Source organism: Enterococcus faecalis (assembly GCF_029024925.1).
GTDB classification, from domain to species: Bacteria; Bacillota; Bacilli; order Lactobacillales; family Enterococcaceae; genus Enterococcus; species Enterococcus faecalis.
The window spans coordinates 1,229,592-1,255,373 of record NZ_CP118962.1 but is presented as its reverse complement, the minus strand read 5'-3'; the positions used below and the strand labels follow the sequence as shown (position 1 = coordinate 1,255,373).

At 37.9% G+C, this 25,782-nt stretch carries 22 protein-coding genes and 2 pseudogenes; all 24 read right to left on the bottom strand.

Annotated elements, in window-relative coordinates; all coding sequences use genetic code 11:
• Positions 1-28 precede the first annotated feature (28 nt).
• The 24 genes and pseudogenes from PYW42_RS06200 to PYW42_RS06080 all read right to left on the bottom strand — a co-directional run bounded on the left by PYW42_RS06200 (position 29) and on the right by PYW42_RS06080 (position 25,779).
• The gene (locus tag PYW42_RS06200; protein WP_002409985.1) at positions 29-1,033 is read right to left on the bottom strand and encodes an ATP-binding cassette domain-containing protein; all 1,005 of its coding nucleotides are present in this window, start codon (positions 1,031-1,033) and stop codon (positions 29-31) included.
• Positions 1,030-1,701, bottom strand: coding sequence for a molybdate ABC transporter permease subunit (gene modB, locus PYW42_RS06195; RefSeq protein WP_002389208.1), 672 nt, complete (start codon positions 1,699-1,701; stop codon positions 1,030-1,032). The genes PYW42_RS06200 and modB overlap by 4 nt, the downstream gene beginning before the upstream one ends.
• An 8-nt stretch (positions 1,702-1,709) precedes the next feature.
• Positions 1,710-2,510 carry a molybdate ABC transporter substrate-binding protein gene (modA, locus tag PYW42_RS06190; protein ID WP_002357711.1) on the bottom strand — a complete coding sequence of 267 codons (801 nt, stop codon included), beginning with the start codon at positions 2,508-2,510 and terminating at the stop codon, positions 1,710-1,712.
• 18 nt (positions 2,511-2,528) lie between these two features.
• Positions 2,529-3,500, bottom strand: coding sequence for a molybdopterin-binding protein (locus PYW42_RS06185; RefSeq protein WP_002389186.1), 972 nt, complete (start codon positions 3,498-3,500; stop codon positions 2,529-2,531).
• 3 nt (positions 3,501-3,503) lie between these two features.
• Positions 3,504-3,986 carry a MogA/MoaB family molybdenum cofactor biosynthesis protein gene (locus PYW42_RS06180; RefSeq protein WP_010816113.1) on the bottom strand — a complete coding sequence of 161 codons (483 nt, stop codon included), beginning with the start codon at positions 3,984-3,986 and terminating at the stop codon, positions 3,504-3,506.
• Positions 3,979-4,413 carry an MOSC domain-containing protein gene (locus tag PYW42_RS06175; protein WP_002357714.1) on the bottom strand — a complete coding sequence of 145 codons (435 nt, stop codon included), beginning with the start codon at positions 4,411-4,413 and terminating at the stop codon, positions 3,979-3,981. Before PYW42_RS06175 ends, PYW42_RS06180 begins: the two co-directional genes overlap by 8 nt.
• Before the next feature lie 2 nt (positions 4,414-4,415).
• Positions 4,416-5,390 (bottom strand): GTP 3',8-cyclase MoaA, encoded by a 975-nt coding sequence (gene moaA / locus PYW42_RS06170; RefSeq protein WP_073340157.1) that lies wholly within the window; start codon positions 5,388-5,390, stop codon positions 4,416-4,418.
• Positions 5,387-5,896 carry a cyclic pyranopterin monophosphate synthase MoaC gene (gene moaC / locus PYW42_RS06165; protein WP_002389148.1) on the bottom strand — a complete coding sequence of 170 codons (510 nt, stop codon included), beginning with the start codon at positions 5,894-5,896 and terminating at the stop codon, positions 5,387-5,389. Before moaC ends, moaA begins: the two co-directional genes overlap by 4 nt.
• A 465-nt stretch (positions 5,897-6,361) precedes the next feature.
• Positions 6,362-7,564, bottom strand: a complete 1,203-nt coding sequence (locus tag PYW42_RS06155) for a molybdopterin molybdotransferase MoeA (protein ID WP_002389343.1) — start codon at positions 7,562-7,564, stop codon at positions 6,362-6,364.
• An 18-nt stretch (positions 7,565-7,582) separates the two neighbouring features.
• A pseudogene (fdhF, locus tag PYW42_RS06150) lies at positions 7,583-10,311 on the bottom strand (formate dehydrogenase subunit alpha).
• A 2-nt stretch (positions 10,312-10,313) separates the two neighbouring features.
• Positions 10,314-11,612 (bottom strand): complex I 51 kDa subunit family protein, encoded by a 1,299-nt coding sequence (locus PYW42_RS06145; protein WP_002410982.1) that lies wholly within the window; start codon positions 11,610-11,612, stop codon positions 10,314-10,316.
• Between the two features lie 11 nt (positions 11,613-11,623).
• A pseudogene (locus tag PYW42_RS06140) lies at positions 11,624-12,112 on the bottom strand (NADH-quinone oxidoreductase subunit NuoE family protein).
• Positions 12,100-12,681, bottom strand: a complete 582-nt coding sequence (locus tag PYW42_RS06135; RefSeq protein WP_002389158.1) for a hypothetical protein — start codon at positions 12,679-12,681, stop codon at positions 12,100-12,102. Before PYW42_RS06135 ends, PYW42_RS06140 begins: the two are co-directional and overlap by 13 nt.
• Positions 12,671-13,495, bottom strand: coding sequence for a formate/nitrite transporter family protein (locus PYW42_RS06130; protein WP_002410981.1), 825 nt, complete (start codon positions 13,493-13,495; stop codon positions 12,671-12,673). The genes PYW42_RS06135 and PYW42_RS06130 overlap by 11 nt, the downstream gene beginning before the upstream one ends.
• A 15-nt stretch (positions 13,496-13,510) precedes the next feature.
• Positions 13,511-14,086, bottom strand: a complete 576-nt coding sequence (mobA, locus tag PYW42_RS06125; protein ID WP_002357726.1) for a molybdenum cofactor guanylyltransferase — start codon at positions 14,084-14,086, stop codon at positions 13,511-13,513.
• A gap of 140 nt (positions 14,087-14,226) precedes the next feature.
• Positions 14,227-15,255, bottom strand: coding sequence for a lysylphosphatidylglycerol synthase transmembrane domain-containing protein (locus PYW42_RS06120; protein ID WP_002357727.1), 1,029 nt, complete (start codon positions 15,253-15,255; stop codon positions 14,227-14,229).
• Between the two features lie 19 nt (positions 15,256-15,274).
• Complete coding sequence (locus PYW42_RS06115; protein ID WP_002360427.1) at positions 15,275-15,541, bottom strand: DUF1294 domain-containing protein; 267 nt, start codon at positions 15,539-15,541, stop codon at positions 15,275-15,277.
• Positions 15,542-15,686: 145 nt separating this feature from the next.
• Positions 15,687-16,916: a peptidase T gene (gene pepT, locus PYW42_RS06110; protein ID WP_002360428.1), complete on the bottom strand. Its 1,230-nt coding sequence runs from the start codon at positions 16,914-16,916 to the stop codon at positions 15,687-15,689.
• 29 nt (positions 16,917-16,945) lie between these two features.
• Positions 16,946-18,064, bottom strand: coding sequence for a Nif3-like dinuclear metal center hexameric protein (locus PYW42_RS06105; protein ID WP_002374954.1), 1,119 nt, complete (start codon positions 18,062-18,064; stop codon positions 16,946-16,948).
• Positions 18,048-18,764 carry a tRNA (adenine(22)-N(1))-methyltransferase gene (locus PYW42_RS06100; protein ID WP_002357733.1) on the bottom strand — a complete coding sequence of 239 codons (717 nt, stop codon included), beginning with the start codon at positions 18,762-18,764 and terminating at the stop codon, positions 18,048-18,050. Before PYW42_RS06100 ends, PYW42_RS06105 begins: the two co-directional genes overlap by 17 nt.
• A 202-nt stretch (positions 18,765-18,966) precedes the next feature.
• Entirely contained in the window at positions 18,967-21,609 is a 2,643-nt protein-coding gene (alaS, locus tag PYW42_RS06095) for an alanine--tRNA ligase (RefSeq protein WP_002389036.1), read from the bottom strand.
• 348 nt (positions 21,610-21,957) lie between these two features.
• Positions 21,958-22,638, bottom strand: coding sequence for a helix-turn-helix domain-containing protein (locus PYW42_RS06090; protein WP_002389199.1), 681 nt, complete (start codon positions 22,636-22,638; stop codon positions 21,958-21,960).
• Between the two features lie 547 nt (positions 22,639-23,185).
• Positions 23,186-24,544: a DEAD/DEAH box helicase gene (locus PYW42_RS06085; RefSeq protein ID WP_002385937.1), complete on the bottom strand. Its 1,359-nt coding sequence runs from the start codon at positions 24,542-24,544 to the stop codon at positions 23,186-23,188.
• Between the two features lie 53 nt (positions 24,545-24,597).
• Complete coding sequence (locus PYW42_RS06080) at positions 24,598-25,779, bottom strand: VanZ family protein (protein WP_002357739.1); 1,182 nt, start codon at positions 25,777-25,779, stop codon at positions 24,598-24,600.
• Between the last annotated feature and the right edge of the window lie 3 nt (positions 25,780-25,782).

Sequence of the window (25,782 nt, the reverse complement as noted above, 5' to 3'; positions counted from 1 at the left end):
CAACCGCTTCACGTAATCTTTTTCTATTTTATAGACATAATGGCATAATTGCTGTAGGTGGAATGGATAACTGAGTAATAACTTTCGGATTGAGTCTATTGCTGCCTTTCCACCAAATTTTGGTTTGTTGGTGTTGAAACCAAGCACTTTGTTCAAAAGGTGCTGACAATGTTTGTAAGTGATGCACTTCGATCTGATTGGTTGCCTGCGGTTCTGTTGTGAAATCATGGGCCCGAATTCCAATAAAATGACAAGAACTAGGAACTTCTTGTGTAACCGTTAGTGTTTGTTGCCAGCCAATCACTTGGACTCTGTGCGCATCTATGCGTTTGACAGGCCAAATATTTTTACAACCAGTGAGTTTAACTGCTTCAATCGTTTGAGGTTGGTTAAATAATTGATTTGTTGCACCAAAAAGTGTTTGGTTTTTTGTGATTATCACTAAACTCTGACATAACTTATACAGTTCATCTAAACTATGACTCACAATTAAGGTATGTTGATTTAAATTACTTAATCGCTGTTGAAGTTCAATTTGCAGCTCTTCCTTTAAGGGTGCATCTAATGCGGAAAATGGCTCATCCAATAACAGGTAAGCCGGCTGAGCCGCTAGCATTCGCGCAAAAGCCACTCGTTGTCTTTGTCCTCCAGAAAGTTGACTAGGATATTGTTGTTGGACTTTAGTTAAGTGAAAAGACGCAAGCAATTGAGTGACCAATTGTAAATCTTTTGTCACGCACGTCAGATTTTCTACTACCGACAAATGAGGAAACAACGCATACTGTTGAAACAAAAGACCAATTTTTCGTTGTTGCGGCGACAAATTGATCTTTTGTTCAGCATCGAATAAGACTTGATCATTTAAAACAATCTGACCTTTATCCGCAGTCTCAACACCCGCAATACATTTTAACAGCATACTCTTGCCACAACCAGAAGCACCTAAAATTCCTGTTGTTTGAGTCTTTGTTTCAAACTGAATTTGCAAAGTATGACTTTTCAATTCTTTTTGAATATCAACAATTAATCTCATTCCGATCTTCTCCAAGCGCGCTGACTAAAAAATTCCGTAAAAAATAAAATAATCAGGCAAAGTAATAACATAATCACAACATATTGATTGGCTAAACGCCAATCCCCACTTGCTACAGCAGAGTAGATAGCTAAAGGAAGCGTTCTTGTTTTGCCAGCAATATTCCCTGCTAACATTGTCGTCGCTCCAAATTCGCCTAACCCACGGGCAAAGGCTAACACGCCACCGGCCAAGAGACCGTTCATCGACAAAGGTAACGCAATTTTTCTAAAATATCGACTTTCCGAAAACCCGAGTGTCTGGGCTACCGCCAACAATTCACTATCCATTTGTTCAAACGCCGTTAAGGCTGAACGATACATTAAAGGAAATGAAACAGCAACGGCAGCAATAACCGTAGCTGGCCACGAAAAAACAACTTGAATGGCAAAAAAATCAAGTAAAAACCGGCCCACTGGTTGCTGAACACCAAAAATAGTTAAGAGAAAAAAACCAAAAACAGTCGGCGGTAAAACTAATGGCAACGTAAATAAACTATTCAAAAGAATTTTTAATTTACGATTTTTCAAACGAAAAACAATATACGCAACGCCTGTTCCTAAAACAAAAGTAAATAAAATGGCGATTATTGCTGTCTGAAAAGATAAAAGAATTGGTCGAACATCCATTTTCCCACCTACTTTGTTAACTTAAAGCCAATATTTTCAAAATATTTTCTGCATTGTTGACTCTGTAAAAAATTTAAAAAAGCATCCGCTGATTTTTGTTTCTTAGAGGCGGCAACTTTACCAACTGGATAGATGATTGGCTTTTTCAAAGCAGCTTCAGGCATGGCCGCAACAATCGCTACTTTTGAATTGGTTGCTGCATCTGTCGCATAAACCAAGCCAGCTTCTGCACTTGCATTCGCTACCCATTCAAGGACTTCTGTTACATTCGTGCCAAAGCTTGCGTGTTTTTCTACATAAGACCAAGCGCCTAAAGCTTTTAAGCCTTCTTCGGCATATTGACCAGCTGGAACACTCGCAGGATCACCAATTGCTATCATTTGGGCTTTTTTTAAATCAGAAAAATCATGCCACTTTGCTTGATCTTGGTTAGGCACAATAAGAACAAGCTGGTTTTCCAATAAAGGAACGACACTTTTTTTATTAATTAGTTTTTCTGCAACCAATGCATTCATTTGTTTTGTCGAAGCCGAGAAGAATACATCGGCTTTTAGGCCTTTTTCAATTTGCATCTGTAATTTTCCAGAACTATCATAGGTTCCAGTTACCTGAATATCTGGATGCTCTTTTTCAAAGGCTGGAATAATTTTCTTCTCCATGACTGATTCTAAGCTAGCTGCTGCCGCAAGGGTTATTTCTTCTTTTTTTGTTGAAACTGTTTCTTTTTGCGGCTGATTTGTACATGCAGCAATTAGGGCAACTAAACTGAATAAACTAAGCAAGAACACAGTCTTTTTTTGTTTAGACATTTGAACGCCTCTTTTCTTTTATAAATACCCGCCATAACTCAAGTCAATAATTTCAGATTTTTTAATCACTTCTTTGGCCATTAATCTTGGTAACAACCAATCAAAAACCGTTTTTTCTGAAAATAAAACACCACCTGGTAAGCCAATGATCGTTTGCTCTCCTTTATAAGCTAGCAAAAACATTGAGCCTGGTAAGACTGGTGTCCCATGGGTTACGATTTCAGCACCTGTCTGCTTAATTGCTAACGGTGTCAAATCATCAGGATCTACACTCATACCACCTGTACAAACAATCAGATCAAGCCCTTGTGCTAACATCTTTTTGATCGCAACAGTAATTTTTTGCGGCTGATCATCGACAATTTCTTGCTTGACAATCGTAACTAAAGGATACGCGGAGAACTTGGCTTTTAACACAGGGTAAAAAGCATCCTCAACCAATCCTGTGTAAACTTCACTGCCAGTAGTTACAATCCCGACCCGTATTTTTTTGAAAGGTTTCACAGAGATTAGTGGCTCAGACGTGCTGAACTGGCGTGCCTTTTCTAATTGGCTTTTAGAAATTGTTAGTGGAATCACTCGAAAGGCTGCAACTTTTTCATCTTTCTGAACTTCTATATTGGTAACTTTAGTTGACAAGGCGAGACCTTCAATTTCATTTAAAGCAATTAATTTTTCTCGATTGACTTTTAAAAGACCTCTCGTGCTAGCTTTAGCAACAATTTTTCCTTCATGGACTTCACTCGGCTGACATGAGTCATCTGTTAACAGGTTATACAAAAATGTCGCTGCCTCTTCTTCATGTATTTCTGCTGGATCCAAGGAAATAAACAGATGTTTTTTCCCTAATGATAAAAGAATTGGAATATCTTCTTGAACAACTATATGTCCTTTTTTAAAACACACTTCCTTGGTCTTCCCATAGTCAATTCGCGTAATATCATGACTCAATGGAAGGCCAACTGCCTCTTCTGTTCGAATTGTTTTCATGGTTTATTCCTCCTCATGTATGATTTTTTTATTTGTGATTAAATTCAAAGCGTGGGGCAAAACAGGCAACAAAAAATGCAAATGTCCTGTTACACTTTTCGGGCTACCAGGCAAATTAACAATGAGCGTGCGTCCTCTTTGAACAGAAACGCCTCGACTTAACATAGCAAATGGTGTTTTTTCCAAGCTAAGTTGACGCAAGCCCTCACTGATCCCAGGAATGATTCGCTCTGCTACACGTAAGGTAGCTTCTGGGGTCCGATCCCGTTCACTCAACCCTGTGCCGCCTGTCGTTAAAATCAAATCACAGGTCTTAGACCACTCTTGCAATAGCTCTACTAATTGATTTTCTTCATCTGGTAAAATGGTTTGTTTGGTTACCTGGTAGAGCGCAGGTAACTGTTCACGAATCAAGGGACCCGATTGGTCGACAGCAAGCCCTTGAAAGCAACGATCACTTAATGTTACAATGCCCACTTTAAACAACGTCTAACTGGTCTCCTTTTTTAATATGACCTTCTGTCACAACGACTGCAAAGATTCCTTCTCTAGGCATGATGCAATCGCCCACTCGCGCGTAAATCTGACAGTGTTTATGGCACTCTTTCCCAATTTGAGTAACCACCAATTCGGAATCGCCTATTTTCATTTTCGTTCCAACAGGTAATTGACGTAAATCAATCCCTGATACGATTATATTTTCCCCAAAAGCACCATTGCCAACCCGAGCTCCTTTTTCATTGAAAGCCGTTATTTCTTCAAAAGATAACAAACTGACTTGTCGATGCCAATTCCCGCCGTGCGCATCATTTTCTAATCCGAAACCTTTAATTAAGTTGACTTCAGGAATTTCCTTTTTCTGTGTGCCTCTTCGCGGGCTAATATTTATTGCAATAATTTCTCCTGTTTTCATACTTACCCTCCTATTTGTGACATAAATCGTTGTTCTCCTTGTTGTTCCAAGAAAAGATGTTTTTCAGGCTTACAGGCAATGCCACTCTTGATAATCCCTAACAATTCTGCTGTTTGTTCCTTAGCTAAAGCTTCCTTTAACGAGTAGCCGTCTGCAGAATGCAGGCACGTTTTTAAATGGCCGTCTGCAGTAATTCGGATTCGATTGCACGTCTCGCAAAAACAATGCCCTAATGCACTAATAAAACCTATTTTCCCTTTAAAATCTTTTAAGGCGTAATAACTAGCAGGGCCATTGCCCAATGGTTTTTGGTATGGTTGCAACGTTCCATAATATTTGGTTAAAATGGCTTCTACTTCTTCTTGTTGCTTACCTGGATGCTCCTTCCCTAATCCAATTGGCATCATTTCAATGAAACGAAGATGCACAGTCTCTTTCTTAGCGATTTCAGCCAGTTCTACAATTGTTGCTTCACTTAGCTCTTTCCTAGCTACAGTATTAATTTTGATATTAGGTAATCCCACATCAATCGCTTGTTCTAAGCCCGCCAGAACATTCCTTAACTGACCAACTCTTGTTATTTCTCGAAATTCTTCTGGATCCAAAGTGTCTAAGCTAATATTAATGCCGTCCAAGCCCGCCTCTTTTAATCCTTGAGCCTCACGAGCTAACTTCATGCCATTAGTCGTTAAGGTTACTTTTTCGATGCCTGAGATTTGCTTTATCCTTTTAATTAAAGAGAGTAAATTTGGTCTAACAAGCGGTTCACCACCTGTTAATTTAACTTTTTTGATGTCTTCTTTCGCTAATATCCTCAGTAAAAAAATAATCTCATCATCTGTTAGAAGCTGCTCTTTTTTTAAAAAGCAAAGACCTGTTGCTGGCATGCAATACGTGCAACGTAAGTCACAACGATCTGTTAAAGACAAACGAACATAATCAATTTCACGGTTAAATGCATCTTTCATGCTGTTCACTCATCACTTTCCTTTGATTTAATTGAAGAACGAATGAAATGACCACTACGTCCATTATTTTTCTCTAATAAACCAATGTTTGTCATTGTCATTCCTCGATCAATTGCTTTACACATGTCATAAATTGTTAAGAGTGCTGCTTGCACACCTGTTAGCGCTTCCATTTCAACGCCAGTTGAACCCACTGTTTTTGTAAAGCAACGTACTTCTAAACAAGTTTGATTGCGCCAATCAAACTGAATTTCACACTTTGTCAAAGCAACCAAATGACACAAAGGAATCCATTCAAACGTTCGTTTTGCGGCGGTAATCCCAGCTACTCTTGCTACCTGTAATACTTCACCTTTTTTAATCATTTGGGTCTGAACCGCTTCTGCTGTCGCTTCCAACATGTGAATTTCTCCATAAGCGAGGGCTGTTCTTTCAGTGTCATTTTTTTCCGAAATATCAACCATATGCACTTCTCCTTGTGTATTCAAGTGCGTAAATTCCTTACTTTGAACCATTTCTCCACCTCACATTTGACATTTGTTAACGTTTACACAATACTTCTTTTTCAAGTGTATCACTCTTGCATCAAAAAAACAATCTGGCATCCATAATTTTTTTTAGTGAGAAATCGAAGTTAAAAATGTTAAGCGACAAAAATTACGTGCTTCGCTTAGCCTGACCAGACTTTTGTCTAAGTCTTAAAACTTGATAAGCAATAAGAGGTCGGGACAGAAGTGCTTAACTCCGAGAAATAAGAAGTAATTTCCGAAAATTGTTCTTTAATTTTTGGAGAATTTCGGCTTATTTCCGAAGGACCTTCAACTCTTAGAGCTTTAGCTCTTAGAAGTTGTTGAGATCGGAGCAACGCGTAGTGTTGCTTCTGTTCCCGCCGTTTATCAATTTTTAAGCCTGGAACAAAAATCCAAAGTGATTTTTGTTCCAGGCTCTTACTTTCATACTAATCTTAGGTCAGGTTGTCATCAAGTTTGCCAATAATAGACTTTTACAAGCGCGCCTTTTTTGAGTAGTACACTAGCTGGTTGTTCTAGCAGGCAATTTGTTTCTAAAGTATTTGATAAATTGGATGAAAGATGACTTTTTGTCACTAAATTTACTGTGCCATCTATTTCTTTCGCTCGGTAAAATCGACGTAGTCTACTTGGTGCTAATTCATGCGCTAAAATTACTGTTCGTTCCTTGAGATTTAACTCGACACAATTAAAAAAAGTAGCTAATAATGTCCAATAAAAAAGATGTAAATTAACCATTGCCGCAAACGGATTGCCTGAAACGCTTAAAATGAGTGTTTCTTGAAATTGACTTCCCATAACTGGGGTTCCAGGTTTCATGTTTACAAAATGAAACAACTCTGTTCCTCCTATACGTTTAATCGCTAAAGGTAAATTGTCCTTTTCACCTACCGAAACACCACCACAAGTAATTAATACATCAAGTTTTGGTGAAATCTCAATCAGCCTCTTCGCTAATTCTTCAGGGTCATCTGAACAATGGTCTAGGTGGATTACTTCATTGCCACTCGCTTTGACAAAAGCTACTAACATGTAGAGATTACTATTATAAATTTTCCCAACTGACAGTGGTTCTTCCAAAGAAACTAACTCACTACCGGTCGCTAAAATCCCCACCTTCATGCGCTTCAAAACAACAACTTTATCAATCCCTTGCATTGCCAACAAACCAATCATGCGACTATTAATCTGTTGATGTTTTGCTAAAATTTTTTGCTGAAAAGCAATATCTTCTCCAATTTCCGCATAGTTTTGGCCCGCAGTGACAGAGCGAAAAATTTTAACATGGTCTTGCCCAAAATCCGTCCATTCTTGTGGCACTACAGCATCAAAATCGGTTGGAATAAAAGCACCTGTTGTTATTTTAATCGCACAGTTATTCGTCTGATTACAATAAAACATGGAATCCCCTGCCACTAAAGAACCGACGACTTTTAAACAACTTGGGCTTTCAGCAGTCGCACCTCGTGTTTCTACTGCACGAACGGCATACCCATCCATCCCGGCACGAGGAAAATGAGGAATCGCTGTCTCTGCAAAAATGGTTTCTCCGCTAATCCGCCCCAAGGAATCAAGCAGCGCCACTTCTTCTGTTTCACATTGACTCTTCATATGTTGGGTCATTTTCTCTCGTGCTTCTTCCAACTCGATCATGTTTTAACCATCCTTTTTTTATTTATTCACTGGTTTAATCGCAACGGCACAAACTTTATATTCAGGAATTGTGGCGATATCATCAAATACAGCATTGGTGATTTCGTTAACATTCCCATCTGGAAAGTGGAATGTCATAAAGACTTCTTGCGGAAATACTCGATTTCCGACAGCCGCATAGGTTTCAATTTTGCCACGTCGAGAATGAACTTCCACTTTGTCACCTTCTTGGATTCCCAGAGCTTGTGCATCGACTGCATTTATCTCAATATAAGAGTGATTCGCTATTTGGTTAATCCCTTCCGTTCGTCCTGTCATTGCTCGCGTATTGTAATGGTAAAGCATTCGGCCTGTCGACATTAAATACGGGTACTCTTCATCTGGTAATTCTTGTGCTTGCTTATACGGAATTGCTTTAAATAAACCTTTCCCACGAGCAAAACTGCCCACATGCATAATCGGCGTACCTGGATCTGTCAAGCTACGACAAGGCCATTGTAAGCTCTCCTTCTCTAATCGTTCATAATTAATTCCACCAAACGAAGGCGTCACAGCTGAAATTTCTTTCATAATTTCTTTTGCAGATTCATACGCACAAGGATAGCCCATTCGTGTCATGACTTCACAAAAAATTTCATAGTCTTCTCGCGCTTGTCCTCTTGGTTCAACAGCTTTACGGACTCTTTGCACGCGCCGTTCTGTATTTGTAAATGTCCCGTCTTTTTCTGCATAACTGATGCCTGGTAAAACGACATCTGCATAAGCAGCCGTTTCTGTCATAAATAATTCTTGAACAACTAAAAAGTCTAAACTTTCTAAAGCTTGACGAACATGTCCTGTGTCTGGATCCGTAACAATTGGATCTTCTCCAAAAATATAAAGGCCTTTGACATTTCCTGCCGTTGCTGCTGGCAAGACTTTAGTAGAAGTTAAACCTGTGTTTCGATTTAACGGCACATGCCAAGCTTTTTCAAATTTGTCGATTACTTCTGGATTATTGACTTTTTGATAGCCTGGGAAATCATAAGGCATACAGCCCATATCGCAAGCACCTTGAACATTATTTTGACCTCGCAAAGGATTGACACCACAGCCTGGTTTTCCAACTTTACCAACCAACATTGCCAAATTAGACATACTCATAACACCCTCAGTTCCTGTCGAATGTTCCGTTACGCCTAAGCAATAAATGATTGGTGCTTTCTCTGCTTTTGCATACATGCGTGCTGCTTGAATTAAATCTTCTGGATGAATATGACAAATTTCTGCGACTTTTTCCGGCGTTCCGGCGTATAATCAGCCACCATTTTTTCTAAATCTAAAAATCCTTCTGTCCGTTCTTCAATAAAATGGCGATCTGCTAAACCTTCTTTCAAAATCACATGCATCATGCCATTAGCAAATGCGACATTCGTTCCCGCCTGAACTTGTAAATGCAACGCACTATCCTTCACTAAGTTAATTTTCCGCGGATCAACAACAACAACTTGCGTTCCTCTTTGGATGGCTTGGCGAATTTGCGCACCAATAACTGGATGAGCTTCTTCTGGATTGGAACCTACTAATAAAATCATGTCGACATCTTCAGTGATATCAGCAATAGGATTAGTCATCGCACCAGAGCCTAAGGTTTGGGCTAAACCATGGACCGAAGCCGAATGACAAACACGGGCACAGTTATCAACATTATTGGTACCAAAAGCAGCACGCACCATTTTTTGAAAGACATAATTATCTTCATTTGTCGCTCTAGAGCACGAAAAACCAGCAAGAGCATCCGGACCGTTTTCTGCTTTAATTTCGTTAAATTTTGACGAAACAAGCGTTAAGGCTTCTTCCCAAGAAGCAGGTTCAAAAATGCCATTCCGTTTAATTAATGGCTCCGTTAAGCGATCTCCTGACCCAACAAATTTATATGAAGCAAATTTTCCTTTCACACAAAGTAAATTTTTATTAGCTGGTCCATCTATGGGTTCAACACCCACCAAACGATTGTTTTTAACGAGTAAATTCATCTGACAGCCTGTCCCACAATGCGGACAAGTTGTAGGAATTTTCTGGGTTTCCCATTTGCGGTACTCTTTTGTATCTTTTGCTGTTAACGCACCTGTAGGACAGGAAGAGACACAATTGCCACATGATTCACAGATAGATTGATCAAACGCCTGCCCATAACTCGGCATCATTTTTGTTTCAAAGCCACGATTAGCAATACTAAGTACATCTCTTCCCTGCCGCAATTGACAGACACGGGCACAACGACGACACATGATACACTTTTCTGGATCATAAGAGAAAAATGGATTACTGGTATCTTCTTGATGGCAAGGCATTCTTTTTCCCTCGGTAAAGCTAGTGCCATCAATCCCATAATCTAGCGCATACTGTTGTAATTGACAATCCCCGTTTTTTCCACAAGAAAAACATTCTAATTTATGATTACTCAATAATAAATCAAGAATAAAACGTCTGGAATCAGCAACTTTTTCAGAATGTGTTGCCACAACCATGTCCTCTTGACAATGTGCCGTACAAGCAGTTGTTAAGCCACCACGTCGGCCGCCTTCCACCTCAACCACGCACATCCGACAAGAACCATCAGGCGCTAATTCCTTTAAATGACAGAGCGTTGGGATTTCAACACCTAGTCCTTTCGCTGCGTAGAGAATGGTAGTCCCTTTAGGCACAGTTACTTCTTGGTTATCAATAGACAATTTAACTGTTTGCGTATGCAACTTTGTTTTCATTTTTACCAACCTCCTTTGCTAGTGGCATAGATTTCTGTTTCAGCAGTCGTTTCAAATTCTTCTGGAAACAAAGCCAATGCACTCTTCATTGGATTTGCGACGGATTGGCCCAAACCACAAGCTGATAATCGCGTGACATGCGTGAGCATCTTTTCCAATCGTGGCAAATCACTAGCTGTTGCCTCGTTCCGATTGAATTTACTCAATAATTCCAAAATCCTAGTTGTTCCCAATCGACAAGGGGTGCATTTACCACAGGACTCATGAGCAAAAAAGGCCGCCACGTGTACTAAATAGTCCACAACATTGACTGAATCATCCATTACTACAATTGCACCAGAGCCGACAGATAAGTCATGGGCCCATAAATCTTCGTAGGAATACAAACAATCCCTTAACGTTGCGACAGCACCAATTGGACCGGATTGTCCACCGAAGTGAATAAATTTTAATGATCGACCAGTTGCAGAGCCTCCGCCGTATTGCTCGCCATAAATTATTTCTTCTAATGGTGTTCCAAGGTTGACCTCGTATAAGCCCCGATTTTTAATATGTCCAGACAAACAAATTAGCTTTGTTCCGCCACCATCGGCAGTACCCATCTCTAAAAAGGTTTGTCCACCTTCTCGTAAAATTACAGGAACACTTGCAAATGATTCAACATTATTTACTAATGTTGGTTGCAAATATAAACCAACATCTGCTAAGTGTGGTGGTTTAACACGCGGCCGCCCCGTTTTTCCTTCAATTGAATTTAAAAGTGCTGAATTTTCCCCACAAATATAGGCGCCAGCACCAGAAATAATCGTAATATCATAATTGAATCCTTCAATTCCTAAAATGTTTTCCCCTAAAAAGCCAGCTTGTCGTGCATTATCCAGTGCTTCTTGAAATGTTTTTTGGATTCTGCGATATTCTCCTCGCATATAAATATAACCTGCTTTTGCTGAAAATAAATAACCAGCAATGATCATTCCTTCAATCACACTCAATGGATCTTCAGATAAAAGTACTTTATCCTTAAAGGTCCCTGGTTCGCCTTCATCAGCATTACAAACAATGTACTTTGTGGTTCCTTTTGCATGATAAAGATGGCGCCATTTTTTTCCTAAAGGATAGGCTGCTCCACCGCGACCTCTTAAGTGAGCAACATCCAGTTCGTTTAAAATTTCTTCATCCGATAGTGAAATTGCTCTTTTTAAACCATCAAATCCATCGTATTTACAATATTCAGCAACATCGGTCGCAGATTGCATTTTTCCCATTCTCTCTAATAACATTGGTTGGTTTCTCTTAAGCATTGACTCACCTCCTACAGTCCTTCATAGCAATCATTTTGTAAATGTTGAATTAATTGATAAATTTTCTCTTCTGTTAGTTGACTAAAAACGGTGTCCTTAATTTTAATTACTGGACCCAAATCACAAGCGCCGATACAAGGAATACTGTGATACATAAATAAGCCATCTGGGGTCGGCTAATTCTCTGGCACTTCTAAAATGGTTTCTAAAACTTCGGCAACCATCGCCCCACCAGTATAATGACACGGTGTGCTGTTACAAATCTTCAAGACATACTTCGCTTGCGGTTCCGTCTTTAAAATGGCATAAAAACTGACGATTTCATAGACTCGCGCTTCCGTTAAATGTAGATGCTCTGCAACTAATTGAGCTGTCTCCTGATCGATATACCCTTCTTCTGAAGCAAATTGTAATTCAATTAAAATATTTAAAATTCGTTGTGGATCAGCATCGTTTTCTAGAATAATCGCTTCTTTTTCAATTAAGCTTAATGCACACATTCCTTTTTATTCCCCCTTTTTAGTGAAACTTGAAGTTGTTCTCCTTGATAATAGATACGCAATTCTTTTGGTATTTCAGCAGATAGTAAACAAAAATCGGCTTTATCTATGACTTTTTTTGCTGATTCTTTTTGGCGATTCTGGTTATTCATCATAAGAAATAGTCCTGGCTGCACAACATTACGTAATGAATTTGATTCACAAATGATTAATGCTTGGGCCGGCACAGCTTTCAGAAATTGCTGAATGGCTTCCGCCAAATTTTCTTGAAAAACTTTCAATAGAAAAACTTTTTGACAGCCTGTAGCTAATAATTTCATGGTATCTTTATTGCCAATCGTCTCTTGCTCTTCTACTAATTCATAACCAGCTGTAATACTGGTACAAATTCCGCATCCTTTTGTGCCTCGTTGACACACCCCTCGTTGACCACTAATCGTAATAATCTTCAAGCCATAAATTGGATAGACTTCTTGGTACTGTTTAATAAGAGCTTCGGCTAATGTCGTTTTGCCACTATTCCGACCAGTAGAACCAATTTGAATCATGTTTGGTATCTCAATTGCCATAGAGCTCCTCCGTCTGAATCGTTTTCTCAACTCTTGGTTTGACAGTTGTTGGTTTTGTCATAAAGATCAATGGTACGGCCATAAAAAGACTGCCACCTACTGCATTGCCTAAAAATACCCATAATGTATTCTGCAAATAATCCCACCAACTGATTGTGGTACTTTGTGAAAAAATTGCCGCTGGAATAATAAATGCATTGGCGACCACGTGTTGAAACCCACAAACAACGAAAACCATGACAGGAAACCATAAGCCAAACATTTTACCTAAATATGATTTTGCCAACGCTCCGAGATAAACCGCTAAACAAACAAAAATATTACAGCCAATCCCTGAAACAAAAGCAACTATCGGTGGATCAGCAATTTTCGCCTGAGCAACTGCGACTGTTTTATCCAGAAACGCACCTTCAGTTAACCCAACAATATGGCCAAATAAATACGCCACAAGAAATCCGCCTAGACAATTGGTCAATAAAACAACTAGCCAGTTATAACAAAGAGCGCCCACTCTAACCTTTTTCTGTAATACACCTAATGTCATTACCATCATATTGCCTGTTGCTAACTCACCACCAACAAAAGTAAGCGCTATCAATCCAACTGGAAATAAAGCTCCACCCAGAAAGTTGTTAAAACTTCCCCATTCTGTGGGGGCAGTTCCAGTGATACGAATAAACGCCAAGTAACCCAGTGCAATACAAAAACCAGCCATGATGCCTAAAATACAGAGTCGAACAAACGATAATTTACCTTTCATTTCTGCCTTATCACCTAAGCTTGCAACTATTTTTTCACTACTGAAAAAATCCATTACGATTCCTCCTTTTTATCGATACCACTGAGACAATTCTTCTTTTCGATTGACATTTTTAAGTTGATTCTCTTTTGATAGTTGCACCGTTTTTACAGATAGACGCTCAAATTCTTGGCGAACCTGATAGTTATTTTGCGCAAGCTGTTTTTGAAATGTTGGTAAACAAGAACATCGATAAAAGCCAAATAATGGTTCTTGACGACCTTCAAAGTCAAAGATTGTTACTTGATTTTGTCCACGCTTAGAGGCTAACTGATACACAAGTTTAGGAGAAAAAGTTGGTATATCACAGGCAATTACAAACACTTCAGCTTTCTGAGTATAGTTCATTGCTGTCACAATCCCACCTAATGGCCCCTTTCCAAGATACATATCTTGAATGATTGTGCATTTTCTAAACGCCTTAGGAAATTTTTGACTATCATTCGTTACTAAAATAACCTCTTCGAACAGTTCCATTAACTTTTCAGCTGTTTGCAAGATCACGTATTGGCCTTGAATTTTCAATAATGCTTTATCAAATCCCATCCGTGAACTTTTCCCGCCGCATAACAGCACTGCTGTACAATCAGCAATAATTTTCGCCACCCCTTTACCATAATTTTTATTAGTTCAAAAAAATATTTTTTAGTCATGTATTAAGTCTATTATAAGACATCCCTCGTACAAGTCAATTCCTTTTAAAAAAAAAGAACGAGAAAAAGAGTCGCTCTTTTTCTCGTTCTACCTTATTCATCTGTTTGACGTTTTATTTCTTCAATCTCAATGCGTAATGATTTTCGTTTCTCAATGGCGACATAAACCAAGCCAATCAAAAAGGGTAACACAAAGCTACCAAATCGATACAGTAAAACAGATGCTACAGCATCAACATTGCCGACCAATGGTTTAAACAACAATAAGTAAACAAATTCAAATGGACCAATGCCAGCAGGTGTCGGAATAACTCCTGAAAGAATAACAGCAAAACTGGTAAAGGACATCACTAATAATAAATCAATATTCGGGTGATTTTCTACTAAAACAATGTAAGGAATAATGTACCAAAATAATAATTTAAATACATTCCATGAAAAGATTCGAAGCAACGCTGAGTGATCTTGTGTAATTGTTTGGACAGCTGCCCGCAAGGAATAGATTTGTAAATTACAATTATCCACCCAATCTCTTAGTTTTGGTCGTTTAAACCAACGATTGGCAAACTTAACCAATAAAACTTGCAACTTTAAGCTACTAGATAAAATAAGTAATGCTGCAATTATTACTAATGTTAAAATAACACCTGCTAAAATGAATGGAATCATCTTAGGCGCATTTTCATAAAACAGGGAAAATTGAATAATCAAACCAATAATTGCTAAAAAAATCACAGCTGCTTTGTACATAATCATATGTAATGCCGTTATCCCCACACTTTTAGAAACAGGAATTCCCTTTTTCTTATAAAAATAAATTTCTGAAAGCAAGGTTCCCGTGCCAAATGAAATAATCCGATAAAATGCTACATAACAAGAAGTAAAAAAACCATCCACTGTTGTAAAGTCTTTGTTAAAATAACGAGCTATTTCCTTGATTGAGCGCCCTTCTGCAAATTGATAAACTACACCAAAAAAAATAACAGCAATCAGCACCAGCCAACTCGTTTCCATCAGTTGAGCAAAAATATCACTTAATGAATTATCCATGACATAAAAGATTACGCCTAAAACGATAATCATTAACAACATATTTAAGCCAATTTTTACTTTTCCTTTCATCGCTTCTCCTTTTTTGTTCTTACTTAAACGTTAGATAGATGCAACTAATCATCGCGATTACGCCAATTGAATAACACAATGCAAAAACTGGTTTTTGGGTTTTATGATGAAATTTCTTTTGTCCCATTAGCCCACCTAGACCGCCACCGACAAGTCCTATCGTCAATAAGCGGCGTTCTGGAATACGCCAGTTCCCACGTTTTGCTTGTTTTTTATCATAACCCATCATACTAAACAATACTAAATTAATGACGAGGAAATAAATGATTACTATCCACTGAAGCATTCTTTCTGGCCTCCTAACTAGTTACTGTACTAGGATACCTTGTTCTGATTCTAATTGCAAAAATTTTTTCAATGACTCATGAAACTACAACAGGAAAGTAAGTTCTCGGTTGCCCGTTTTCTTACTTTCCTATTGAGTACCTCATTTATTTTGCATTTAATTCAGCAATTTTAATAATCACATTGGTCGCTTTTTCCATGGCTTGTAATGAAACAAATTCAAAACGGCCATGCATATTTTCGCCACCAGCAAAGATATTTGGTGTGGGAATCCCTAAATAAGAAATTTTTGAGCCATCCGTTCCACCGCGAACAGGTTCAATAATTGGTTGAATTGACAATTCTTCCATTGCTTGTTTAGCAATTTCGACAATGGACATATCTTTTTCAATCACTTCTCGCATATTATAGTATTGATCAAATAAATCAACTTTGATTCGTTCTTCATCAAATGGTGCATTCAATGTTTGCTGAATTTCTTTAATTTTAGCTTTACGTGCTTCAAAAATCTCGCGATTGTGATCGCGAATAATATACGTCATTGTAGCTTCTTCTGGCGTTCCAGCAAACGCTGCTAAATGATAAAAGCCTTCTTCACCTGCTGTTTTTTCTGGAACTTCGTCAGCAGGTAAGGCATTATGGAAATCAATTCCTAATTGTAACGCATTAATCATTGTATTTTTTGCTGTTCCTGGATGAACGTTTTTCCCTTGAATTGTAATTTCTGCTTGCGCCGCATTAAACGTTTCAAATTGTAATTCACCTACTGGTCCGCCATCCATTGTATAAGCAAAATCCACGTTAAATTGAGCGACATCAAATTTGTCGGCACCTACACCAATTTCTTCGTCAGGACCGAAAGCCACACGAATGGTGCCATGTTTAATTTCTGGGTGATTAATTAAATATTCCATGGCTGTCATTATTTCCGCAATACCTGATTTATCATCAGCCCCTAATAAAGTGGTACCATCTGTTGTGATAAGTGTTTCACCACGATAATTTTTTAAGTTAGGAAAGTCTTTCGTATTTAAAGTGAATTTGCCTTCTTTATCTAAAGGAATCGTTGATTCTCCGTCATAGTTCTCAACAATTTGCGGAGAAACATTCACTGCATTAAAATCAGCGGTATCCATATGGGCAATAAAGCCGATTGAACGAACGTCTTTCTCCACGTTACTAGGTAACGTAGCAATCACAAAACCATTTGTTTCGTTATAAATAACATCGCTCATTCCTAATTCTTCTAATTCTTTTTTTAAGGTTTGTGCAAAGGCTACTTGTGTTTGTGTTGATGGTGTCGTTGTGCTAGTTGCATCTGAGCGTGTTTCTGTTTTCACATAGCGTAAAAAACGAGGTAATAGATTTTCATACATAAAAGAACACTCCTTTAATCTTCATTTTTTTATTTAAAACGAAATGGGTTGGTATTCGCTTCTGATTCAAAAATGGATACAGCCCACTCATTTTCTTGTTTCCATTGATTCATTAATTCCACAAGTTTTGGCTTACAAAGCGCTTCAATGTAATGACCAGGATCGATAACTGGTAAATCTTCAGCAATCATGTCATGTGCCGTATGATAATACACATCACCAGTAATATAGACATCGGCTTGTTTACGTAATGCATCATGATAGAACTTTTCACCACTTCCACCACAAATGGCTACCCGTTGAATCATTTTAGTATCATCTTTTGCAATGACCCGCAAGCCGTCCAATTGGAAAGCTTCCTTGACTTGCTGTACAAAATCAGAGAGTCTCACAGGCTTGTCTAATACTCCAACCCGACCTAAACCAAATTCTTTTGATTGATTTTCAATGGTATAAACATCATACGCCGGTTCTTCATAAGGATGCGCCTGTAACATAGCTGCAAGAACTTGTTCTTGCTTAGTTTCAGGGAAAATCACTTCGATTTTTGCTTCTTGGACGACACTTTCTTGACCAATTTCGCCAATCGTGGGATTTGCTCCTTGTGTTGGTGTAAAACGTCCTGTTCCAATTAAAGAGTAACTTGTTTTAGAATAATCACCTTGAGACCCGGCGCCAGCTAGACCTAAAGCTTCTCTCATTTGCGGAGCTTCATCAATTGGCACAAAAACGGCTAATTTTTTATAAGGAACAGTATGTGTTTTAGTTAAAAAGGTGGTCTGTTTAATTCCCAATAATTCACAAAACCAATCATTTAGCCCATTGTCAATAATATCCATATTAGTATGCGCTGCGTAAACAGCAATATCGTGTTTTAATAAATCAGCGTACATTTTTTCTTGAAAATTATCTGTGGTTAATCGCTTAACTGGGCGGAAAATAGGTGGGTGTTTCGCAATAATTAAATCAACCTGCTTCTCAATTGCTTCTGCAACGACCTCAGGACGAACATCTAAGGTAACCATCACATTTTCAATTGGTTTATCTAACGTACCAATGTGCAAGCCCACAGGATCTCCCGTTTCAGCTAGCCACTCGGGACAATAGTCATTGAAACGTCGAATCAATGTCTTACCGTTCACAGCCATTGGCCAGCACCTCCTCAATTAATTGTTGGTCTTGCTGTAGTTTCGCTTGTTTTTCAATATGTTCTCCACTTGCTTTTGCTAGTTGTGCAAGAACAGTTTTGCGCTGTTTTAATTCTCGTTGCCATTTTTTAGTAAAAACCGGTCCTTGTTTTTTAATTAAAACTGGCCCAAATAGTAATTCTTGGTCCGTATAAGAAACGGATTGCTCTGTTTTTTCGGCTACGATAATTTCATACAACTTACGGTTTTCTTCCACGATTGTTTCATCAATAATACTGTAGTCGTTTGCCATTAACCAGCGGCGTAAAGTTGGTTCACCAATATTCGGTTGTAAAACAAGGCGTTCCTTCCCTGTTAAACGATTTTTTTTGCGTCCAGCTTCTAAAATATCTCGGATTAATGTGCCGCCCATTCCACAAATACTAATGACGTCTATTTGATCTTCAGGTTCAATTGCATCTAGCCCGTTCGCTAAACGTACGATAATCTTATCCGTCAAATTGGATTTACTGACTTGGGTTTTGGCAGATTGATAAGGGCCTTCTACCACTTCCCCAGCCACAGCAAAAGACAGTTTATTTTCTAACATTAAAGCAACTGGTAAATAAGCATGGTCTGAACCAATGTCTGCTAAGCGACTTCCTCTAGGGATTAAATCACCAACCGTTGCGAGACGTTTTGATAATTGATTTTCATTCATATTTTTGATTCCTCCGTTGCTTATTATACCATTGTCAATTGAAGATGAAAACTTACACATTCGTGCAATCTACTGTTTTCTCTCCGTAATCACTTATAAAAAAGAACCCCCTTCAAAATCAATTTCATAACTTTGAAGAGGGCTGTCATTATTGCTATAAAGAGCATTCTCCTTATATTAATAATAGGGAAAACATTTTTAATTAGGCATTTGCCAACCAGTTTTCAACTTCTGCTAAGGCATCCGCAATCCCTTCTGGATTTTTCCCACCAGCTTGAGCCATATCAGGACGACCACCGCCGCCACCGCCAACTTTTGGCGCAATTGCTTTGATTAAGTCACCGGCTTTTAAGCCTTTTCCGTTCATGTCTTTTGTCATAGCCGCTAACAAGCTTACTTTTTCATCTTGTGCAGTTGCTAGAACTAGTACATCAGACAATTCTTTTTGTTTCCATTGGTCAGCCAATTGGCGTAATTGATTCATGTCTTTAACATTGACTTGAGCGGCAATATAACGAACACCGTTGATGTCTTTGACATCTTTAAAAATGTCACCAGCTTGTTGGTTCGCTAATTTGCCTGCCAATTGTTCGTTTTCTTTTTGTAGATCACGTAATTGTTGTTGCAATTGCTCTGTTTTCGTAACCACTTCTTTTAATTGAGGTGATTTAACTAATGTAGCAATCTCTTTCAATTGACGTTCTTCTTCTTGTAAAAGTTGATACGCTTCTTTACTCGTCACTGCTTCAATACGGCGTACTCCTGCACCAATCCCAGATTCGGAAACAATTTTGAAAATCCCGATATCTTCTGTATTAGCAACGTGTGTTCCACCACATAATTCGATAGAGTAATCCCCAATATTAACTACACGGACTTCTTTGCCATATTTTTCGCCAAATAACGCCATTGCGCCCATGTTTTTCGCTGTATCAATATCTGTTTCAATTGTGACAACAGGAATAGCTTCCCAGATTTTTTCGTTAACGATGGCTTCCATCCGCGCTAGTTCTTCTGATGTAACTTGCCCAAAATGAGTAAAGTCAAAACGTAGATGTCCTGGTGCAACTAATGAGCCTGCTTGGTTGGCATGCTCCCCTAACACATCTTTTAAAGCACGATGCAATAAATGGGTTGCCGTATGGTTTTTCAAAATACGTGTCCGCATCCGTTCGTCCACTTGCAATTGATAAATTTGACCTTCTGCTAATGGCGCCAAAACTTCTACTTTGTGTAAAAATTGACCGTTTGGTGCTTTTTTCACATCCACCACGTTGGCAACGACTTCCCCTGCGGTATTTTTTACATAGCCGCGGTCAGCAATTTGTCCACCCATTTCAGCATAAAATGGTGTTTCAGCAAAAATTAATTCGGCTGTTCCTGCAGATGCTTCATTTACTAGTGCGTCACCTTGAATAATAACAAATAATTCACTATCATGTGTTAATTCTGTATAGCCAACAAATTTACTTTCTACTTTAATATCTGTTAATAAAGCAGATTGAACACCCATTGAAGTTTCTTTACTGCGGGCAGAACGAGCACGTTCACGCTGTGCTTCCATTTCTGTTTCAAACCCAGCATGGTCGACTTTCAAGCCTTCATCTTCTGCAACTTCTTCCGTTAATTCTACGGGGAAGCCAAAAGTATCATAAAGTTTGAAGATAATTTTTCCATCTAATGTATCGCCTTTTGCATCTTTAACTTCTTTAATAACCTCATTTAACATGCTTAAACCTTCATTGATGGTTTCATGGAAACGTTCTTCCTCTGTCCGAACCACTTTTTCGATGAAGTCTTTTTGTTGTAATACTTCTGGATAGTAGCTTACCATGATTTCGCCAACAACAGGCACTAATTTGTATAAAAAGGCTTCATTAATGCCTAATTTTTTCCCGTGCATTACCGCACGACGTAATAAACGACGTAACACATAGCCACGACCTTCATTTGAAGGAAGCGCACCATCACCAATTGCAAAGGACAAGGCGCGAATATGGTCAGCAATCACTTTAAAGGAAACATCCGTTTGTGGTGCATCTCCATATTTCACGTTAGTTCCTAAAGCTTCTACCGCATGAATGATTGGCATAAATAAATCAGTTTCAAAATTTGTTGGTGCATCTTGAATGATAGATACAACACGTTCCAAGCCCATGCCCGTATCAATATTTTTATGTGGTAATGGTTCGTACGTATCTTCTGGTGTATGGTTAAATTCAGAGAACACTAAGTTCCAAATTTCTAAATAGCGTTCATTTTCGCCACCAGGATAATTTTCTGGATCATCTTCTGGAATATCTAAAAATTCTTCGCCGCGATCATAAAAGATTTCCGTATCCGGACCACTTGGACCAGCACCGATATCCCAGAAGTTATCTTCTACATCAATAATATGGTCTTCAGATAAACCAACTTCATCACGCCAAATGCGTTTTGCTTCTGTATCTTTCGGATAAACAGTCACATATAATTTTTCTGGGTCAAAAGCAAGCCATTCAGCACCAGTTAAAAATTCCCAAGCCCAGTGAATCGCTTCATTTTTAAAATAATCTCCAATTGAGAAGTTCCCTAACATTTCAAACATTGTATGATGACGAGCCGTTTTCCCAACATTCTCAATATCATTTGTACGAATAGATTTTTGAGCATTCGTAATTCTTGGATTTTCTGGCACAACAGAGCCATCAAAATATTTTTTCAAGGTTGCAACACCAGAGTTAATCCATAATAATGTTGGATCGTTTACTGGTACTAAAGAAGCGCTTGGTTCTACTGAATGTCCTTTAGACTTAAAGAAGTCTAAATACATTTGGCGAACTTGACTACTTGTTAATTCTTTCATTGATTTTCCTACTTTCTATTAATAATTAACTATTTATATTTTGTACCCTCTTAAGTGGCAGATTGTGAACACAAAAAACACCATTGCAGTCAAGGACGATTGCTCGCGGTACCACCTTGATTGCAATGATGTTGGATCATTACCTCTTAAGCTCTATAACGCAGAGTCGCGTTGATATTTCTATCAAGTCCATCTAAAGGGAGCAAGTAAATTTATCTGATGCCCTTCTCTCAGCAATGAACGGCTTTCTGTGATCCAAATAAGATTCCTCATATCCTTTAGCTTATAGTCAAAAGTATAAGAAAAATCTACCGAAAAGTCAATTGTTTTCGTAGGAATCTTTCCTTACTAAGCTGTTTCAAACAACGTTTGCTCTAAATAAGGCAAAATTTTTTCATTTATTTGATACCCTTTTCCCCAAGAGGTCGTAATAATCTCTTCATTCATACCTGCATCACTAAATTTTTGTTTCACTCGTTTACATACAAAAGACAGCTGCGATTTTGTAGAAGCATCTGGTTCTTTCTGCCAAAGCAAGCGACAAATTTGATCACGATCCAACCCTTCGTGGGCATGCTGATACAAGATTTTTAAAAAGCGTTGCTCGTTTTTTGTAAAGCGAATCTTTTTTACTTGGTCATCAAGTAGCTCGGCTGTTGCTTCGGCAAAACTTTGATCCACCGTGTCAATTTTTTCACGAATCTCTTCCAATGAATCTTTGAGGCCCAACCACCGGATAATGCCTCTTTCCTGCCAAATCTCCGCTTCACGTTTGTTACACATCGATTGTGAACGTCGATAAATCGGCTTCTCTAATGATGAAAGACTTCCTAATAATCTCAAGCAATCGTTCTGAGAAAGTGTTTCGCTTAACACAATTGCATCAAAATAATTAAAAAAAGTTAACTCGTGTTCTACAGTTTCTTCAAAGCAGTTTGTACAAAAGACTTCATAATTTAAATATTGTAATTGCTGCTGAAATGTTTGCTCAACTAAAATGTTCTTTGTTAATACCAAAATCCTTCTCATTTTTTCTTTCCTCCTAGAACTTCTTTCTGTTACCCATAACTAAACGCACCGATCAAAATACGTTACCAAATCGCGTGTTTCCTCCAGCGATTGATTAATAAATACCTTTTTATATTCATCTCTCTTCGCTCCTTTATTCTTTATTTTAGTGGTTATTTATATTATATTAGAAAATGCATTTTTTTGTGTGTGAAATTTTTTTATCCTCCGTAAAAAAAAATGAATTTCCTTTAATATCAACTAATAAAGCTGATTTTTTAACAAAAAAAGTGCCGAAACTTCCTACTTTTTGCTAAAACACGCCAAAAATTCTGTAATTTTATTATTTTTTTCTCGAGAAAACATCAAAATGTTGATGTTTAACACTAATATTTTGATGTTTTCGACAAAAATCTTTACAATTAATCGGTAATTTTCTCTACTTTTAACGATAACTACTTTTAAAAAAGAGTTATTTTAAAAGTGACTTAAATATTTATCATATAAAAAGTAAGGGACTAAAATCTTTACGATTCTAGTCCCTTACTTTTTATAATCCACAACGTTTTTAGTTAGAAGAATTCTTTTTTGCTTTTCTAGCAGAACGATCTTTTTGACGACGTTCAATTTTACGTTTTTTCTTATTGCTGTCTTCAATTGCCCAATTAATTTTTTTCTTGTATCCTGGTTTAATTTTTTTCTTTTTCTTTTTCACTAAACCAATTAACGTTGGGTCTAATTCTTCTCGAGATTTTTCTCGTTTTGTTCGACGATTACGATCATACGTCTCTACAATCTCACCATTTTTAATTTCTTTTGGTTTGAAAGAAACACCTAACTGCTCAATCTGAGTAATCGCTTCATCATCTGCTGGTGAATATAATGTTATGGCAGTCCCATTCAATCCATTACGTCCTGTGCGGCCAACCCGATGGATAAAGAAGTCCAATTCATGTGGAACTTCTGCATTGATGACATGTGAAACCCCTTCAATATCAATCCCACGTGCGGCTAAATCAGTAGCTACCACATATTGGTAGTCAAGATTTTGAACTTGACGCATCACACGTTTTCTTTCGCGTGGTGTAATGTCTCCATGAATTTTGGCAACTTTTAAGCCCTGATCTTTTAAGTAATCGGTGATTTCATCAACTCTTTGTTTAGTATTTGCAAAAACAATCGCTAAATAAGGATGCCCGATAGTCAATAATTGATAAATTATTTGATTGCTGTTTTTTCCTTTGGTGGAAATCAACCAATTGTCAATTGTTTCTGAAATAACTGCTTTTGGTTTGATATGTTCAATCACTGGATTTTCTAAATATTTTTTTAAAAATGGTCGTAATTTTTCTGGAATGGTTGCAGAAAAAACGAGCATTTGTAATTTTTCTGGCAAACGACCAGCAATTTGATCGACTTCTGCTAAAAAGCCCATATCTAATGTCATGTCTGCTTCATCGACAACAAAGGCAAAAGCCGTATGCACTTTCAAGGCTTGTTCATTCATCATATCTAAAATCCGCCCTGGTGTACCAATCACCACATGAGGTTGCTGATGCTTTAATTTATTTAATTGACGTTGTTTATCTGTTCCGCCAACAAAATTTGACACTCGAATTTCTGGTTGACTGAAACGAGCCAATTGCTGCGCTTCTTGATAAATTTGATTGGCTAATTCACGACTAGGCGCAGTAATCACAATTTGTACTTCGTCGATAGTTGGCTTAACTTTATCCATTAATGGAAGTAAAAAAGTATGCGTCTTTCCACTTCCTGTTTGCGATTGTCCAATGACACTTTTCCCTTTCTTAATGATTGGGATTAATTTTTCTTGGACTTCTGTTGGTTCTTCAAACCCTTTTTCTGCGAGTGCTTCGTTGATAAAAGGTTGAAATTGAAATTGTTTAAATGAAGGCACTTGCCTCACCTCTTCTCGTTAAATTCTTTATGCACTTTGGCATTATAACACAAAAACAACTTTTACTCACCTGCTGATTCCTTTGTTTTCGCAACTTCTAATGTACTGACTGTATAAGTATGGCTGGCTTTTTCATAAAACAAACGCCGTTTTTTACGAATCAAGGTTAACAAAACGTTGATCAAAAACAGTAAATATAAAATTAAACAGAACAAATACAGAAGCAGTGACACCATTTGCAACATCCGATTAGAAGAATTCAATAAATCAGTGGCATTGGCTAGATAAATACTAATTAAACCATACACAAAATACAAATAACCGTAGCGAACAAACAAGGCTTTTAAACGAATTTTTTCATGTCCTGTTTCAACCACCCGAATGCGAACAACTTTTTTCCCTAACGTTTGACCATTTGTCAGTTTCATCATGACGATAAAGACCGCAAACACCATGATAAAGAACCACATCCGATCTGAAAAAATCGGATAATTGGTTGCCCAATTTTTATAAGCTGGAATGAAATTTAGTCCAAAAACGAGCAGGCCTTGCACAAAGCCAATCACCAACCAATCAATCCCCCATGCAAAGAAACGTCTCAACAGGCTAACTGTCTGCCCTTTTTCATAAGAGGTGGCATCAATTTCTTCTCGTGTTGGCAATAAAAAGGTAAAGAGCGGCGTCAACCAATAACCAACTATGCCTCCGACGGTATTATTAATTAAATCATTGACATCCGCCAAGCGATACGAACGTGGATAAATAAAATAAAGGCCAGATAACTGTGTTAATTCAAAAAATAATGACAATAAAAAACTGGCAAGAACTGTTTTTAAAAATGAACATTTGAAATAATACCGTAAATACACACCAAAAGGTAAAACTAATAAAACATTAAACAGTGGTTCTAAAACGGCATGCTGTTTTAATGCTGGCAAATACGTACTAGGATCTTTGAGCGAAAAAACAGTTTCGTTTAAAATCCCTGAAATAAAATGAAAAGGCCGCAGTTCCATTGTCGGTCCTGTGTATTGAGCCACTTCTGCCCGAGATGGCAACGGTAAAATTACCAAGAAATAGGCACATAATAAATAAAAAACAAATGAATACAAAATCATTGCTCGTGTCCAAACAAATGAACCATATTTGCGGTATTCATATATTAATAATGCCCCAGAAATAAAAAATGCTAGAAACGGGAAAATAATGATTGCCCATTTAATTGGTTCGCTATATACTGCCATAAA